Raw genomic sequence first — 15,292 nt, forward strand, 5'->3', positions numbered from 1 at the left:
AAGTAGCTTGACGCCTGTGAGGAACGTGCCGGCATCAACGCAACGGCAAAACAGCACGGGAGCCGATGCGCCGCCGTTCCTGAAAACTCAGACCCGTTCCAAGATCACCGCAATGCCCTGCCCCACGCCGATGCACATGGTGCACAGCGCGTAGCGGCCACCGCTCTTGAGCAGCTGATTCACGGCCGTAGTGGCCAGGCGCGCACCGGAAGCGCCGAGCGGATGGCCCAGCGCAATCGCGCCGCCGTTCGGGTTGACGCGCGGGTCGTCGTCGGGCACGCCGAGCTGGCGCAGCACCGCCAGGCCCTGCGCGGCGAAGGCTTCGTTGAGCTCGATCACATCCATCTGCGCAATCGTCAGGCCGGTCAGTGCCAGCACCTTTTGCGAGGCCGGCGCGGGCCCCATGCCCATGATGCGCGGGGCCACGCCCGCCGTCGCCATGCCGACGACGCGTGCCCGCGGCGTGAGGCCATGCCTGGCGGCGCTGGCTTCGTCGGCCAGCAACAGTGCGCAGGCGCCGTCGTTGACGCCGCTGGCGTTGCCCGCGGTGATGGTGCCGTCGGCACGCACGATGGGTTTGAGCTTGGCCAGCACCTCCATCGAGGTGTCACGCGGGTGCTCGTCTTTGCTCACCACGACCGGGTCGCCCTTTTTCTGGGCAATGGTTACGGGGGTGATCTCGGCGTCGAAATAGCCCGACTTCTGCGCCGCCACGGCCTTGAGCTGCGAGGCCAGCGCCATCTTGTCCTGGTCCTGGCGGCTGATCTTGTAATCGGTGGCGACATTCTCCGCCGTCTCGGGCATCGAGTCCACGCCGTATTGCGTCTTCATCAGCTTGTTGATGAAGCGCCAGCCGATGGTCGTGTCGTACACCGCATTGGCGCGGCTGAAGGCGCTCTCGGCTTTCGGCATCACGAAGGGCGCGCGGCTCATGCTCTCGACCCCGCCCGCAATCATCAGGCTGGCCTCGCCCGCCTTGATGGCGCGCGCCGCGCTGCCCAGCGCGTCGAGCCCAGAGCCGCACAGGCGGTTGATGGTGGCGCCCGGCACATCGATCGGCAGGCCCGCCAGCAGGCTGGCCATGCGCGCCACGTTGCGGTTGTCTTCGCCGGCCTGGTTCGCGCAGCCGTAGAGGACGTCGGTGACGGCCTGCCAGTCCACCTTCGGGTTGCGCGTCATCAGCGCCCTCAAAGGGATCGCACCGAGGTCGTCGGTGCGCACGCTGCTCAAGGCGCCGCCGTAGCGGCCAAAGGGGGTGCGGACGGCGTCGCAGATAAAGGCCTGGTTTGACATGGGAATCTCCTGGTTGGGTTAGGGCTGGATCGAAAGGCCGACCAGCTTTTCGAGTTCGGCGTGCGCCAAGCCTTCGACTTTATCAATCAGTTTGAGGCCTTGGGGCGTGCAGGCTAGCGTGGCCAGTTCGGAATAGATCCGTTTCACGCAGGCGATGCCGGTCAGCGGATAGGTGCAGGTTTTGACGATCTTGCTCTCGCCCTTTTTGGTGAGCAGATCCATCATGACCCAGGTCTGGCGTGCGCCAATGGCCAGGTCCATCGCGCCGCCGACCGCGGGAATGGCGTCGGGCGCGCCGGTATGCCAGTTGGCCAGGTCGCCCGTGGCGCTGACCTGGAACGCACCCAGCACGCAGATGCCCAGATGGCCGCCGCGCATCATGGCAAAGCTGTCGGCATGGTGGAAAAACGCGCCGCCGGGCCTCAGCGTGACCGGCTGCTTGCCGGCGTTGATCAGGTCGTAGTCTTCCTCGCCTGCGGCCGGCGCCGGGCCCATGCCGAGAATGCCGTTTTCGCTGTGCAGGATGACTTCGCGGCTGGCGGGGATGTGGTTGGCCACCAGCGTCGGCATGCCGATGCCGAGGTTCACCGTAGAGCCCTCGTCAATGTCTTGCGCCACCCGCGCGGCGAGCTGGTCTTTGCTGCGTTTTTGATAGCTACTCATGCAGAGTTTCCTTGGGCTGCAGGCCGATTTTATTCAGATATTGACGAAGGATGCTCACGCCACGGCCTGCTTGAAGCCGCCGGCCTGCGTCGCGACACGGTCGATCTTCACGATCTGGTGCACGAAGATGCCGGGCGTCACGATGTGCTCCGGGTTCATCCCGCCCAGCTCGACAATCTCGTGCACCGTGGCCACGGTTTTCTTCGCGGCCATCGCCATCACGGGGCCGAAATTGCGCGCGGCCTTGCGGTAGGTCAGGTTGCCCCAGCGGTCGCCGCACTCGGCCTTGATGAGCGCCACATCGCCGTAGATCGGCAGCTCCAGCACGTAGTGCTTGCCGTTGATCTCGCGGGTTTCCTTACCCTTGGCGAGTTCGGTGCCGTAGCCCGTGGGCGTGAAGAAGGCGCCGATGCCCGCGCCGGCCGCGCGGATGCGCTCGGCCAGGTTGCCCTGCGGCACCAGTTCGAGCTCGATCTTGCCACTGCGGTACAGCTCGTCGAACACATACGAGTCGGCCTGGCGCGGAAAGCTGCAGATGATCTTGCGCACGCGCCCCGCCTTGAGCATCGCCGCCAGCCCGACGTCGGCATTGCCGGCGTTGTTGTTGACCACGGTCAGGTCTTTGGCCCCCTGCGCGATCAGGCCGGCTATGAGTTCATCGGGAATGCCGGCCGTGCCGAAGCCGCCAATCATGACGGTGGCGCCGTCTCTCACGTCCGCCAGCGCGTCGGCCACGGAAGCGGCGATCTTGTTGATCAAGAAAAATCTCCAAAAAGGGGACTGAGGGTGGCCGGTCTGACCCGCTTCGCCAATCTGGCTGGCGGGTTCATCCTATTTGTTCATAATAAGAACATATGTTCGTATAATGAATTCTAGGAGATTTATACGACCATGGCAACCGCTCAATCCGCCGCCGCGAAAACACCGCAGCCCGGCGACAGCTATGTGCAGTCGTTCGCGCGCGGGCTGGAGGTGATCCGCTCCTTCAGCGCGCAGGCTCCGCAGCAAACCTTGACTGAGGTCGCCGCGCGCAGCGGGCTCACGCGCGCCGGGGCGCGGCGCATCTTGCTCACGCTCTTGACCCTGGGTTATGTGGAGACCGACGGCAAATACTTCCGCCTGACGCCGCGCATTCTCGACCTCGGCTTTGCCTACCTGTCGTCGATGCCGATCTGGAACCTGGCCGAGCCGGTGATGGAGGGCCTGGTGGAGCAGATCAAGGAGTCCAGCTCTGCCGCCGTGCTGGAAGGCACCGACATCGTGTATGTGCTGCGCGTATCGACGCACAAGATCATGAGCATTTCGCTCGGCGTGGGCTCGCGCCTGCCGGCTTATTGCACCTCCATGGGGCGTATGCTGCTGGCCGATGCGCCACAGGCGCAGGTGCGCAAGATTCTGGCCGCCTCGAAGATCCAGTCGCTGACCCGGCACACGCTGACCGATACCGACGACGTGCTGGCGCAAATCGACCAGGCGCGCCGGCAGGGCTGGTGTCTGGTGAACCAGGAGCTCGAAGAGGGATTGATCTCCATCGCGGCGCCGATCACCAACCGGACCGGCCGCACGGTGGCGGCGCTGAACATCAGCGGTCAGGCGAACCGGACCTCGGCGCGCGTGATGCAGGACAGCATGCGCCCGGCCCTGCTCGAAGCGGCCCAGGCGATCTCGCGCCTGCTCAGCAACCAGCGCGCCTGAACGTCCAGGCTGCCGGAGGTCAGGGCTTGCGCGCGCCCAGCACCAGCACGATGGCGCCGAGCGCGATCGCGCCCAGGCTCAGCCACTTGGGGATATCGACGGTCTTTTGCTCCTTGACCGTCAGCTGCAAGGGGCCGAGCTTGGCCGCCGTGGTGTCCTGGTTGTAGCTAAAGCTGCCCCACAGAAGACCCGCGACACCTGCCACGATCAATACGATACCTGCGATGCGCGTCACGTTCATTTGAAGCTCCTCGTTTTGTTGTTGGGGTAGCTGGCAAGGGTAACCGCAAACCCGCGCGTCATGGCGCCGGCCGCCGGGCCTTCGTGCGTGATACGCTTTGCGCATGTTCAGCCCGTCCCAAGCCGATGTCCGCCGTTTCTTTTGCTCGGTTTATGCCAAAGCCCAGCAGGGACATGCACTGGAAGCTATTGAAATCATAGCAAGTCAGTGGATCGACGAGCATCCCGAGTACCACGCCGACCTGGCCGATGCCGATAGCGCGCTGGAAAAATCCTACGACGTGGAAGGCGGCAAGAGCAACCCGTTCCTGCATTTATCGATGCACCTGTCGATCAGCGAGCAGTGCTCCATCGACCAGCCGCACGGCATCCGCCAGGCGGTGGAGCTGCTCAGCCGCCGTCGCCAGTCTCTGCACGACGCACACCACGAGGCCATGGAATGCCTGGGCCGGATGATGTGGGAGAGCCAGCGCTCGGGCCGCCCACCCGATGGCGCGGCCTATATCGACTGCGTGCAGCGGCGCGCCACGCGAGACTAGTGTGGCCTTCACGCTTGTCGCTGCGCGCGGCGCTTGAGAGAACCGCCCGACCTGACTCCGTGCCCTTTTGGGCGAGGGCAGCAGCGGGGGGTCAGCGACGCGGGCAAAAAGGAAATTTTCACCATCAAAAAAGCCCGCTGGATGCGGGCTTTTTCCTGACGGCAGGACGCGACTACTTGATGAACCTGGATTCCGACACCGTCTTGATGTCGCCGTCCAGGGATCCCACGTATTCCGCCACCGCCTTGAGGTCGGCATCGGAAAACTGCTTGGCAATGCCTGCCATGATGGCGTTGGCGCGGCCGAAGTGGGGGTTGTTGTTGCCCTCCTTGTACTCTTTCAGGGCCACGTACAGGTAGCTGGCATGCTGTCCGGCGAGCTGGGGGTAGGTCGGATCGATGGGCTTGGCAAAATTGGCGCCATGGCAGGCAATGCAATTCGCCTTGGCCAGGATGGCCGCGACTTTCGGACTGGGTTCAATGCTGGGCTTGTCGGGCAAGGTGGCGCCGGCCACCACACCCAGCGTGCTGTAGTAAGCCGCCACATCGGCGATGTCCTGGTCACTCAGCGACGCGGCAATGGCGCGCATGCTGGGGAATTTGCGATCGCCTTTTTTGTACTGATTCAAGGCGGACACGATGTACTGGGCACCCTGCCCCGCGATCTTCGGAACCTGATAGACCTCGGGGAAGCTGGTCCTGTAGCCCGTGATGCCATGGCAGCCAACGCACATGGCCACCTTTTTCGAGCCGGCGACGGCATCGCCCTTGATTTCCTGGGCAGAGGCGGTGGCGGTCACGCAAGCGACAGCGAGGGCAAATACGGCGGTCAACAACTTGTTCATTTTTCGCGCACAATCCAGTAAGAATTCGGGCCTGTAATCAGCGAACGATTATATGCGGCACAACCTCCACCCCCATTCAACACCTTCGCCTCGGCATACCCCATGAAGTTTCAAGGCTCCCAGAACTACGTCGCCACCCAGGACCTGATGCTGGCCGTCAACGCGTCCATCACCCTCAAGCGCCCGCTGCTCGTGAAGGGCGAACCCGGCACCGGCAAGACCATGCTGGCCGAAGAAGTGGCGCAGGCCCTGAACATGCCGCTCCTGCAGTGGCACATCAAGTCCACCACCAAGGCGCAGCAGGGCCTGTATGAATACGACGCGGTGAGCCGGCTGCGCGACTCGCAGCTCGGCGACGAGAAGGTCAAAGACATCCACAACTACATCGTCCGGGGCGTGCTGTGGCAGGCCTTCACGGCCGATGAACCGGTGGCGCTCTTGATCGACGAGATCGACAAGGCCGACATCGAGTTCCCGAACGACCTGCTGCGCGAGATCGACCGCATGGAGTTCTATTGCTACGAGACGCGCGAGCTGGTCCGCGCGAAGAACCGCCCACTGGTGTTCATTACCTCGAACAACGAGAAGGAATTGCCCGACGCGTTCCTGCGCCGCTGCTTCTTCCACTACATCAAGTTCCCCGACGCCGACACCATGAAGCTGATCGTGGACGTGCACTTCCCCGGCCTCAAGAAAGAGCTGCTCACGGCCGCCATGAAAACCTTCTACGACGTGCGCAACCTGCCGGGCCTGAAGAAGAAACCCTCGACCAGCGAGCTGCTCGACTGGCTCAAGCTGCTGGTGGCCGAGGACATTCCGCTCGAAGTCCTGCAAAGCAAGGAAGACAAGGTGGCGGTGCCACCGCTGGTGGGCGCGTTGCTCAAGAACGAGCAGGACGTGACCCTGTTCGAGAAACTGGTGTTCATGCAGCGGCACAACCGCTGAGCACCCGCGCTGCCATGCACAAGCCGCTGTGGATCGAAGGCCTGTCGGACGCCATCGGCTTTGTCGGCGGCGCGCTGCTGGGCTACGGCCTTGCCAGGGTGATCGGCCTTGACCCGCTGGCACCGGGTTACGAAACCGCGACCGTTTTCGGCATCGTGCTGGTTGGCCTGGGTGGCGGCATGGGACTGCAATTGGCGCGGCGCTGGCGTGCCGCCTCCCGCAACCAGAACGCCCCGGAGAACTGAGATGGCATTCGTGGAATCCACCACGCTGGCGGCACGCGGCATCCGGCTGGTGCCGTTGTCGCTGGATCATGAAGAAGGCCTGCGCGCCGCTGCCGCGGACGGCGAACTCTGGCGCATCCGCGTCACGTCCGTGCCGGAGCCCGGCCAGACACGCCAGTACATTGCGGACGCGCTGGCCATGCGCGAGGCCGGGAATCGCTTCGCCTTTGCTGTGACCGAGGAGGCCACAGGCACGGTGCTGGGCAGCACCAGTTACCACGACATCGTGCCCCCCATACGCCGCGTGGAAATCGGCTGGACCTGGTACGCGAAGTGCTGCCAGCGCACCCACGTCAACACCACCTGCAAGCTGCTGATGCTCACCCACGCTTTCGAGACGCTGCAATGCCACGTAGTGGGCTGGCGCACCGACAACTTCAACCATGCCTCGCAACGCGCCATCGAACGCCTGGGCGCGCGCAAGGACGGCGTGATTCGCGGCCACGCGCTGCGCCGCGACGGCAGCATCCGCGACACCGTGATGTACAGCCTGCGCAGCGGCGAGTGGCCCGAAGTGCGCACCCAATTGCTGTACCTGCTGGACAAGCCCCGCTAGGAGGACAGGCACCATGCTGATCGACTTCTTCTACTCCCTGCGCTCGGCCAAGCTGCCCGTCTCTGTCAAGGAATACCTGACGCTGCTCGAGGCCCTCCAGATGGGGGTCGTGGGGCCGGCCAGCGACAACGCGGACGGCAGCGGCTACAAGATCGACGACTTCTACTACCTCAGCCGCACTGCGCTGGTGAAGGACGAAAAGCATTACGACAAATTCGACCGCGCCTTTGCGGCCTACTTCAAGGGTGTGGAGCTGATTGCCGACTTCACCAAGGACATCCCGCTCGAATGGCTGCGCAAGAACCTCGAGCTCGAACTCAGCGCCGAAGAGAAGGCCAGGATCGAGAAGATGGGCTGGGACGAGCTGATGGAAACGCTCAAAAAACGTTTCGAAGAGCAGAAGGAGCGCCACGAGGGCGGCAGCAAAATGATCGGCACGGGCGGCACCTCGCCGTTCGGCGCCTATGGTTACAACCCGCAGGGCATTCGAATCGGGCAGGACAAGAGCCGCAACAAGAGCGCCGTCAAGGTCTGGGACCAGCGCGCCTACAAGGACTACGACGACAGCCAGGAGCTGGGCACCCGCAACATCAAGATCGCGCTGCGCCGCCTGCGCAAGTTCGCGCGCGAAGGCCACGAGGAAGAGCTGGACCTGGACGAGACCATCAGCAAGACGGCCGCCAACGCCGGCTGGCTGGACATCAAGATGCGTCCCGAGCGCCACAACAACGTGAAGGTGCTGCTGCTGATGGACGTGGGCGGCACCATGGACGAGCACATCGCACGCGTGGAAGAAATGTTCTCGGCCACCAAGACCGAGTTCAAGCACATGGAGTTCTATTACTTCCACAACTGCGTGTACGACTTCATGTGGAAGAACAACCGGCGCCGCTTCAGCGAAAAGTTCGCCACCTGGGACATCATCCGCAAGTACAACAAGGACTACAAGCTGATCTTCATCGGCGACGCGACCATGAGTCCGTACGAGATCCTGCAGCCGGGCGGCAGCGTGGAGTACAACAACGAGGAGGCCGGCGCCGAGTGGATGCAGCGCCTGACCAATGCCTTCCCCAAGTTCGTCTGGATCAACCCCGAGCCGCAGGGCGTGTGGCAGTACCGCCAGAGCATCAGCGTGATCCAGCAACTAGTCAGCCATCGCATGTACCCGCTGACCCTCAAGGGGCTCGAAGAGGCCATGCGCCTGCTGTCAAAATAGCCCGATGATCAAGCGCTGGGTGGGCAAGCTGCTCGAAAGGCTGGTGTTGGTGCCAGCCTTTTTTATTTTGATGGCAGCCGCTGCGGCAGGCTCGCAGGCACAGACGCTGCCGTCCGACGGGGCACCGGCTGCGCCTGCCGGCATCGCGCACGCATTCGAGATCGAAATCCAGGCGCCCAAACCCGTGCAGGACTACCTGCTGCGCCACCTTGAACTCCTGCGCTACCAAAGCCTCACCGACCTGGACGCCAGCGAACTGGCGCGTTTGGTCGGCATGGCCGAGCCGAATGTGCGCGAGCTCATGGGCACCCTGGGCTATTTTTCGCCGGACATCCACCTGGAGTTGCGCGAGACGCCGGACAACCCCCGCTCACCGCGCCTGGTCGTCATCACGGTGCAACCCGGTGAGCCGGTCCGGGTGAGCGGCGTCACCTTCGAATTCACCGGTCCGATCGCGACCGACGAGGCGGCTGCGGCGCAGCGCCGGGCGATCCAGGCCGGTTGGCTGCTCGGCGCGGGCATGACGTTCACGCAGGCGGCGTGGGACGCCGCCAAGACGCAGGCGCTGCGCGAACTCACCACCCGGCGCTACCCGGCAGGCCGGCTCTCGAGCACCCGCGCCGACATCGACCCCGAGACGAAGACCGCGCGCCTGAGCGTGACGCTCGACTCCGGCCCGCTCTATCGGCTGGGCGCCTTGCAGATCAGCGGCACGCAGCGTTACGGCAGCGACCTGGTGCAGCGGCTGGCACGCCTCGCACCGGGTGCCGACTACGATCAAACCCGGCTGGTCGAGGCGCAGCGACGCCTGACCGACAGTGGCTACTTCGACTCGGCGGTGGTGTCGCTGGACACCACGGGCGACCCGGCCGCAGCACCCGTGCTGGTGCAGGTGCGCGAGGCCAAGCTGAAGAAAATCGTGCTCGGCATCGGCGCCAGCACCGACAGCGGAGCGCGCCTGTCGGTGGAGCACACGAACCACCAACTGCCCGGCATCGGCTGGCGCGCCGTGTCCAAGCTCTCGCTCGATCGCGTCACCAAGTCGATCGGGACCGAGCTCACCGCGCCGCCCGACGACGCCAACTGGCGCTGGGTCACCTCGGCCCTGGTGCAGCGGGAAGAGTCGGGCAGTTTTGAAGTCACCAGCCAGCGCCTGCGCGCGGGCCGCACCCAAAGCGGCGAGCGCATCGACCGCAGCTACTACCTGCAATACGACCGGGCCCAGCCCAACAATGTGGGTGCCGCCACCACGGCAGAGGCCCTCAGCGCCAACTACGCCTGGACCCAGCGCAATTTTGACGCCCTGCCCTTCCCCTCCCGCGGCTACGGGCTGGGGGTGGAACTGGGCGGCGGCGTCACGCTGGGCGCAGACCGGCAACCGTTCGTGCGCACCGATATCCGCTGGCTGGGCTATGTACCGCTGGCCAGCAGCAAAGACGGAACCCCCGCATCGATGCGGGCCGGGCGCATCGAACTGCGGGCCGAGGGCGGCGCCGTGCTGGCGCGTGAGCAGGCCAATCTGCCGAGCACCCAGCTGTTCCTGACCGGCGGCGGCACCACGGTGCGCGGCTACGACTACCGCAGCATTGGCAGCGTCTTGCCCAATGGGCAAACTGCGGCCGGGCGTTACCTCGCGGTGGGCAGCGTTGAATGGCAGCACCCCATCACCGTCAACGACCGGCTCACCGACTGGGAGAGCACCGTTTTCGTCGATGCAGGTGCCGTTGCCGACAAACCGGCCGAGCTCCGGGGCAAGGTGGGCATCGGCGCCGGCGTGCGCTGGAAAAGCCCGGTGGGGCCGCTGCAGATGGACCTGGCGTATGGCGTGGCCGTCAGGCGCCTGCGCCTGCACCTGAGCGTGGGGTTTACCTTCTGATGAAGCCGCGCCGCGTCATTTTGTGGCTGGTACTGGCGCCGCTGCTCGTGGTGGCCGGCCTGCTGTCGGCCCTGTGGGTCTGGACCGGCACCGACACTTCGCTGGCCAGCGCGCTGCAGCAGGCATCGCGCTATTTGCCGGCCGGGCAAACCTTGATTGCCGAGGAGGTGCAGGGTTCCGTGCGCCGGGGTGGGCGCATCGGACGCCTGCGCTGGGAAAGCAAGGGGCTGGTCGTCGAAGCCCGCCAGATCGAGCTGGCCTGGCAGCCGGCGGCCTTGCTGCAATGGCGGTTGCAGCTGGACACGGTGCACATCGCGCAGCTCGACATCGACGACCAGAATCCGGCCGCAGCCACCGCGCCGCCGCAAAGCGTCGTACTGCCGTTTCAGGTGGGGCTGGCGTTTGCCATCGATGCGCTGCACTGGAACGGGTCGCCTGCGGTGCAGGCCAGTGGCCTGTCGGGCCGCTACCGGTTTGACGGCAGCCGCCACGAATTGAGCGTGGACACTGTCCAGGTGGCAGCCGGCCGGTACCGCGCCCAAGCCAGTTTGCTGGCGCGCGCGCCGTTGATGCTGGCGCTGCAAGTGCACGGCACGTTGACCGCCCCCGTGCCGGGCAGCACCCAGGCCTTGCCGCTGGTGGCGGATGCCTCTGCGAGCGGCCAGCTTGCGGGCCCGGATGCCCTGCTGAGCGTACAGGCCCTGCTGCAGCCGGCGCCCTCTGCTGCCCCGCCTGCCGCCGGGAGTGCGGCCCGCCAAGCCATGCAGGCCACGGTGTCAGCGCAAATCAGCCCGTGGGCGACGCAACCCGTGGCCCGTGCCGATGCGACGTTCAGCGACCTGAACCTCGCCGTGCTGTGGCCCGAGGCACCCCAGACCTTGCTCACGGGAAGTGCGCAGGTGCAGCCCGACGGCAACGGCTGGCGGGGCCAGGGGCGCGTTGCCAATCGGCTGAGCGGGCCCTGGGACAAGGGCCGCCTGCCGCTGGACAGCGCGCAGGGCCAGGTCCGCTTTGACGCCGGCCAGTGGCGCATTGAATCGCTCACCGCCGGCCTTGGGGGCGGACGCCTGCAGATGCAGGGTCAATTTGCCGGCTCTGCCGCGGCGGGCGCTGCGCCCGGCTGGCAAGGCCGTGCACAGCTGCAAAACATCAACCCCGCGGCGCTGTACTCGTCGCTGGCCGCTGCGCGGCTGGATGGCAAGCTGGACGCCAGGGCAGTGGGCCAGGCCATTGCGTTCGACGCGCAGTTGCAGCCATCGGGCAAGCAGCCCGCTGCATCACGCCTGCAGGGCCTGCATTTGCGCAGCGCGTCAGCCCGGGGGCAATGGTCCGGTGGCACGCTGCGCCTGCAAACCCTGAGTGTGCAGACAGACGACGCCTTGCTGCAAGGCCAGGCGGATGTGCAACTGGCCAGCAAGGCGAGCCGCGGCCAACTGCATTTGAGCGTGCCGGGCGGGCAGGCCGATATCGCCGGCCATCTCAGCGCGCAGGCGGGCGCCGGCGACTTTGCGCTGCACCTGGCCGATGCCGGCAAGGCCTCGCGCTGGCTGGCGAAGCTGCCCGGCCTGCCCCCATCCCTCTCAAGCACGTCGGTGCAGGGCCACGGGGAGCTCACGGGCCGCTGGCAGGGTGGCTGGCAACACCAGGGTGCGCAACTGATGTTGCAGGCCGCATTGCGCGTGCCCCGGATGGACCTGCGGACCCACGATCAAACGCCTGAGCAGGCGCTGCACCTGAGTGAACTTAGTGCCGATCTGGCGGGGCGCCTCGACGCGCTGAACCTGCACGCCAGCGGCGGGCTGCAAACGGGCACGCGCCGCTTCAACCTGCAAACCCAGGCCAGCGGGGGTCGTGGCAGCCATGGCGACTGGCAGGCACGGATCCAGTCGGCCACGCTGCAGGCGCAGAACAGCCCGCAACCGGGCCACTGGACGGTGCAGCTGCGCGAGCCGCTCGCCATCGGCTGGACCCCCGGCAGCGGCGCAGGCACGCTTGGCGCGGGCGAGGCCAGCTTGAGCAGTCCGCTGCCGGGCGCGGCCACGCTCAGCTGGCAACCCGTGCACTGGCGCGTTGACGGGCCCCGAAGCGAACTCCAGACGCGGGGCCAGTTGCGGGCGCTGCCTCTGGCCTGGCTCGACCTGCTCGGCAGCGAACCACTGGCCAGGCTGGGCCTGCGCGGCACCATGCTGCTGGACGGGGACTGGGATGTGCAGGCCGCCGACACCCTCAAGCTGCGGGCCTCGCTGGTGCGGCGCAGCGGCGACATCCGTGTCCAGGCCGATGAAAATGTCGCCGTCAAAGGAAGCATCAGCGCGCTGCAAGGCATTGACGCGGGCGTGCGGCAAGCCTCCATCACCGTGACGGCCGATGGCGAGGCCCTGCAGGGCGCCCTGCGCTGGGACAGCGAGCGCGCGGGGCAGGTCCAGGCCGACTTCGCTACCCGGCTCAGCCGCGGCAACGCGCACACGGGCGAGGGCTGGCGCTGGCCGGCCGATGCGCCCCTGACAGGCAACGTACGGGCGCGGTTGCCGCAGGTCGGCGTCTGGTCGGTGCTGGCGCCGCCGGGCTGGCGCGTGCGCGGCACGCTGGACGCCAACGTCGCCCTGGCCGGAACCCGCGCGTCGCCACAATGGAGCGGCACCTTGACGGCCGACGACCTGGCGCTGCGCTCGGTGGTCGATGGCATCGAATTCAGCAACGGCAGGCTGCGCGCCGGCTTCACCGGCCAGCGCATGGACATCCAGGAATTCAGCCTGCAAGGCGCCAGTGCGGGCGCCAGCAGCGGCGGCCAGGTCACGCTCAAGGGTTTCGCCGAATGGCTGCCGGACAGCACTTCCGCGAAGCCCGGTCTGTCCAAAATCCGCATGGCGCTGCAGGCACAGGCGCAAAGCCTGCGCGTCCTGTCCCGCGCTGATCGGCGCTTGACCGTTTCGGGGGCACTGCAAGCCAGGTTGAGCGACGCCACGCTGGAGATCCGCGGCGCGCTCAGGGCCGATCAGGCGCTGTTTGTCGTGCCTGACGATACGGCGCCGACGCTAGGCAGCGACGTGGTGGTCAAATCCTCCAGCAAGAGTGCGGCGCAGGGCGCCGCTCGCGGCCCCGAGAACGCGGCCGCCCCACCCGCCGCAGCCCCGCCCGGGTCGCGCCTCGCAACCGACGTGGCGGTCACACTGGATCTGGGTCCCGACTTTCACGTGCGGGGCCGCGGACTCGACACGCGGCTCGCGGGCACGCTGCAGCTCGCCAGTGCCGGCAACACGCAAGCACCACCCCGGCTTACCGGCGAAGTGAGCACCGTGCGTGGCAGCTACAAGGCCTATGGCCAGCAGCTGGACATCGAGGAAGGCGTGCTGCGCTTTACCGGCCCCTATGACAACCCGGCGCTCGACATTCTGGCCATCCGGCCGAATCTGACCGTGCGCGTCGGCGTGCAAATCAGCGGCACGGCGCTGTCGCCGCGCATCCGCCTGTACGCCGACCCCGACCTGCCCGACGCAGAAAAGCTGGCGTGGCTGGTGCTCGGCCATTCGGGCGCCGAAGGCGGCGCCGAAACCGTGATGCTGCAGCAGGCCGCCTTGGCCCTGCTGGGCGGCAACGGCAAAGGCTTGTCCGGCGGCCTGGCGCAGTCCCTCGGCCTGGATGAATTGTCGTTTCGGGGCGCCGCCAGCAACGCCGACGGCAGCAGCTCCGCCGCGGCCGTCACGCTCGGCAAGCGGCTGTCACGCGGCTTTTATGTGGCCTACGAGCGCAGCCTGGCCGGCGCAGTGGGCACGTTCTCCATCTTCTACGATCTGTCGCGGCGCTTTACCCTGCGCGCGCAGACAGGCGATCGAAGCGCGATCGACCTGATTTTCACGGTGCCGTACGACTGAGCGCCCCGGGCCCACCCGCCTGCTGGCCCTACAATTCCGGCTGTCTCCTCGTAGTTCAATGGATAGAACGGGTGCCTCCTAAGCGCCAGATACAGGTCCGATTCCTGTCGAGGGGACCAGGACCTGGCGTGACACCCGGTTGCATGGGAAATCAACCTCTAGCCCTTACCAGTCGGGCGTGGGTTGCTATTTTTCCCATAGCAAATTCGCGCCCCCCCTTCAACCCCTCCTCCAGCCCGACATTGCCCCATGGCATCTCTTGCATCATCCCGGCGCGGCGCACTGTCTGCGCTGCTCGCCACCATCCTGATCTGGGCGTACAGCTGGGTCGTGATGAAGCAGGTGCTGGCGCATGCCGGGCCACTCGACTTCGCGGCGCTGCGCTATCTGCTCGGCGCGGCAGTGCTGTTTGCGGCGCTGCTGCTCGCACGACAATCCCTGCGGCCACCGCCGCTGTTGCCAACGGTGTTGATCGGGCTGTGCCAGACCGCCGCGTTTCAGGGGCTGGAACAACTGGCGTTGCTGGGCGGCGGCGCGGGCCACGTGGCGCTTCTGGCCTACACCATGCCGTTCTGGGCGGTACTGCTGGCGTGGCTGCTGCTCGGCGACAAGCCGAGTGCGCGCCACTGGCTCGGCCTGGCGCTCGCTGCACTCGGGCTCTTGTGCATCATCGCGCCATGGCACGCCATGGGCAGCGTCGTGAGTACCACGCTGGCGATTGCCGGTGGTGCCGCCTGGGCCGCGGGCACCGTGCTCAGCAAGCGCCTGTTCCGCCGGCAGCAAAGCGTCTCCGTGCTGGGTCTTACCGCGTGGCAGATGCTGATCGGTGGCGGCGCGCTCGGCCTCGTCGCACTGGCGGTGCCGCAACGGCCGATCGAGTGGGACTGGCCGTTCATCGGCGCGCTCGCCTACAGCGCCGTGCTGGCGTCGAGCCTGGCGTGGTGGCTGTGGGCGATCGTGCTGCAACGACTGTCCACCACAGCCGCCAGCGTGTCCAGCCTGGGCGTGCCGATCGTCAGCGTGCTGCTGGCGTGGCTGATCCTGCATGAGCAGCCGTCGGCCATGGAGTTGCTCGGCATCGTTTTCGTTCTACTGGGGTTGGTGGCCGTCAGCGGCGTGGGGGCGCGGCAACGCTGATCCCGCCTGCAAGGGCGCCCTTGTGCGCACGATTCCTGTCGGGAGACCACGCATCGTGGCTTGGCCTCATTCAGCATGAAATAGTGCTGACGCCCTTATCCACCCTGCACATATCGCTATATTTTCAGGAGC

At 66.3% G+C, this 15,292-nt stretch carries 14 protein-coding genes and 1 tRNA gene; 10 read left to right on the plus strand and 5 right to left on the minus strand.

Annotated elements, in window-relative coordinates:
• Positions 1 to 87 precede the first annotated feature (87 nt).
• Genes pcaF through EUB48_RS17940 form a run of 3 tightly spaced genes read right to left on the minus strand, consistent with a single transcriptional unit; the run spans position 88 to position 2,715 of the window.
• Entirely contained in the window at positions 88 to 1,293 is a 1,206-nt protein-coding gene (pcaF, locus tag EUB48_RS17930) for a 3-oxoadipyl-CoA thiolase (RefSeq protein WP_142820393.1), read from the minus strand.
• 18 nt (positions 1,294 to 1,311) lie between these two features.
• The gene (locus EUB48_RS17935) at positions 1,312 to 1,956 is read right to left on the minus strand and encodes a 3-oxoacid CoA-transferase subunit B (RefSeq protein WP_142820394.1); all 645 of its coding nucleotides are present in this window, start codon (positions 1,954 to 1,956) and stop codon (positions 1,312 to 1,314) included.
• A 54-nt stretch (positions 1,957 to 2,010) separates the two neighbouring features.
• Entirely contained in the window at positions 2,011 to 2,715 is a 705-nt protein-coding gene (locus EUB48_RS17940) for a 3-oxoacid CoA-transferase subunit A (RefSeq protein ID WP_142820395.1), read from the minus strand.
• A gap of 132 nt (positions 2,716 to 2,847) precedes the next feature.
• Between EUB48_RS17940 and EUB48_RS17945 the strand changes: the two genes are divergently transcribed.
• The gene (locus tag EUB48_RS17945) at positions 2,848 to 3,651 is read left to right on the plus strand and encodes an IclR family transcriptional regulator domain-containing protein (RefSeq protein WP_142820396.1); all 804 of its coding nucleotides are present in this window, start codon (positions 2,848 to 2,850) and stop codon (positions 3,649 to 3,651) included.
• 19 nt (positions 3,652 to 3,670) lie between these two features.
• Here EUB48_RS17945 and EUB48_RS17950 read toward each other — a convergent pair whose 3' ends face one another.
• Positions 3,671 to 3,892 carry a hypothetical protein gene (locus EUB48_RS17950; RefSeq protein WP_142820397.1) on the minus strand — a complete coding sequence of 74 codons (222 nt, stop codon included), beginning with the start codon at positions 3,890 to 3,892 and terminating at the stop codon, positions 3,671 to 3,673.
• 103 nt (positions 3,893 to 3,995) lie between these two features.
• On the opposite strand from EUB48_RS17950, the gene EUB48_RS17955 reads away from it, so the two are divergent.
• A complete protein-coding gene (locus EUB48_RS17955) occupies positions 3,996 to 4,430 on the plus strand; it encodes a DUF1841 family protein (protein ID WP_142820398.1) in 435 nt (144 codons plus the stop codon).
• A gap of 172 nt (positions 4,431 to 4,602) precedes the next feature.
• Here EUB48_RS17955 and EUB48_RS17960 read toward each other — a convergent pair whose 3' ends face one another.
• Positions 4,603 to 5,274 carry a c-type cytochrome gene (locus EUB48_RS17960; RefSeq protein WP_142820399.1) on the minus strand — a complete coding sequence of 224 codons (672 nt, stop codon included), beginning with the start codon at positions 5,272 to 5,274 and terminating at the stop codon, positions 4,603 to 4,605.
• 102 nt (positions 5,275 to 5,376) lie between these two features.
• Between EUB48_RS17960 and EUB48_RS17965 the strand changes: the two genes are divergently transcribed.
• The 8 genes from EUB48_RS17965 to EUB48_RS18000 all read left to right on the plus strand — a co-directional run bounded on the left by EUB48_RS17965 (position 5,377) and on the right by EUB48_RS18000 (position 15,160).
• Positions 5,377 to 6,219: an AAA family ATPase gene (locus EUB48_RS17965; RefSeq protein ID WP_142820400.1), complete on the plus strand. Its 843-nt coding sequence runs from the start codon at positions 5,377 to 5,379 to the stop codon at positions 6,217 to 6,219.
• A 14-nt stretch (positions 6,220 to 6,233) separates the two neighbouring features.
• A complete protein-coding gene (locus EUB48_RS17970; protein ID WP_142820401.1) occupies positions 6,234 to 6,464 on the plus strand; it encodes a hypothetical protein in 231 nt (76 codons plus the stop codon).
• Between the two features lies 1 nt (position 6,465).
• Positions 6,466 to 7,059 carry a GNAT family N-acetyltransferase gene (locus EUB48_RS17975; RefSeq protein ID WP_142820402.1) on the plus strand — a complete coding sequence of 198 codons (594 nt, stop codon included), beginning with the start codon at positions 6,466 to 6,468 and terminating at the stop codon, positions 7,057 to 7,059.
• Positions 7,060 to 7,072: 13 nt separating this feature from the next.
• Positions 7,073 to 8,275, plus strand: coding sequence for a vWA domain-containing protein (locus EUB48_RS17980; RefSeq protein WP_142820403.1), 1,203 nt, complete (start codon positions 7,073 to 7,075; stop codon positions 8,273 to 8,275).
• 4 nt (positions 8,276 to 8,279) lie between these two features.
• Positions 8,280 to 10,151, plus strand: coding sequence for an autotransporter assembly complex protein TamA (locus EUB48_RS17985; RefSeq protein WP_244618261.1), 1,872 nt, complete (start codon positions 8,280 to 8,282; stop codon positions 10,149 to 10,151).
• A complete protein-coding gene (locus tag EUB48_RS17990) occupies positions 10,151 to 14,023 on the plus strand; it encodes a translocation/assembly module TamB domain-containing protein (RefSeq protein WP_142820404.1) in 3,873 nt (1,290 codons plus the stop codon). The genes EUB48_RS17985 and EUB48_RS17990 overlap by 1 nt, the downstream gene beginning before the upstream one ends.
• A gap of 44 nt (positions 14,024 to 14,067) precedes the next feature.
• Positions 14,068 to 14,142: transfer RNA gene (locus tag EUB48_RS17995), tRNA-Arg, on the plus strand.
• A gap of 130 nt (positions 14,143 to 14,272) precedes the next feature.
• Positions 14,273 to 15,160 carry a DMT family transporter gene (locus EUB48_RS18000; protein WP_142820405.1) on the plus strand — a complete coding sequence of 296 codons (888 nt, stop codon included), beginning with the start codon at positions 14,273 to 14,275 and terminating at the stop codon, positions 15,158 to 15,160.
• Positions 15,161 to 15,292: the final 132 nt, after the last annotated feature.

The sequence above is a fragment of the Rhodoferax sediminis genome (assembly GCF_006970865.1).
GTDB lineage: Bacteria > Pseudomonadota > Gammaproteobacteria > Burkholderiales > Burkholderiaceae_C > Rhodoferax_A > Rhodoferax_A sediminis.

Excerpts from the sequence above, each read along its gene's own strand:
- EUB48_RS17950 (WP_142820397.1), bottom strand. The coding sequence starts at position 3,892 with ATGAACGTGACGCGCATCGCAGGTATCGTATTGATCGTGGCAGGTGTC.
- EUB48_RS17955 (WP_142820398.1), top strand. The coding sequence starts at position 3,996 with ATGTTCAGCCCGTCCCAAGCCGATGTCCGCCGTTTCTTTTGCTCGGTT.
- EUB48_RS17965 (WP_142820400.1), top strand. The coding sequence starts at position 5,377 with ATGAAGTTTCAAGGCTCCCAGAACTACGTCGCCACCCAGGACCTGATG.
- EUB48_RS17980 (WP_142820403.1), top strand. The coding sequence starts at position 7,073 with ATGCTGATCGACTTCTTCTACTCCCTGCGCTCGGCCAAGCTGCCCGTC.
- EUB48_RS18000 (WP_142820405.1), top strand. The coding sequence starts at position 14,273 with ATGGCATCTCTTGCATCATCCCGGCGCGGCGCACTGTCTGCGCTGCTC.
- EUB48_RS17945 (WP_142820396.1), top strand. The coding sequence starts at position 2,848 with ATGGCAACCGCTCAATCCGCCGCCGCGAAAACACCGCAGCCCGGCGAC.
- EUB48_RS17960 (WP_142820399.1), bottom strand. The coding sequence starts at position 5,274 with ATGAACAAGTTGTTGACCGCCGTATTTGCCCTCGCTGTCGCTTGCGTG.
- EUB48_RS17985 (WP_244618261.1), top strand. The coding sequence starts at position 8,280 with ATGATCAAGCGCTGGGTGGGCAAGCTGCTCGAAAGGCTGGTGTTGGTG.
- EUB48_RS17970 (WP_142820401.1), top strand. The coding sequence starts at position 6,234 with ATGCACAAGCCGCTGTGGATCGAAGGCCTGTCGGACGCCATCGGCTTT.
- EUB48_RS17935 (WP_142820394.1), bottom strand. The coding sequence starts at position 1,956 with ATGAGTAGCTATCAAAAACGCAGCAAAGACCAGCTCGCCGCGCGGGTG.
- EUB48_RS17990 (WP_142820404.1), top strand. The coding sequence starts at position 10,151 with ATGAAGCCGCGCCGCGTCATTTTGTGGCTGGTACTGGCGCCGCTGCTC.
- pcaF (WP_142820393.1), bottom strand. The coding sequence starts at position 1,293 with ATGTCAAACCAGGCCTTTATCTGCGACGCCGTCCGCACCCCCTTTGGC.
- EUB48_RS17975 (WP_142820402.1), top strand. The coding sequence starts at position 6,466 with ATGGCATTCGTGGAATCCACCACGCTGGCGGCACGCGGCATCCGGCTG.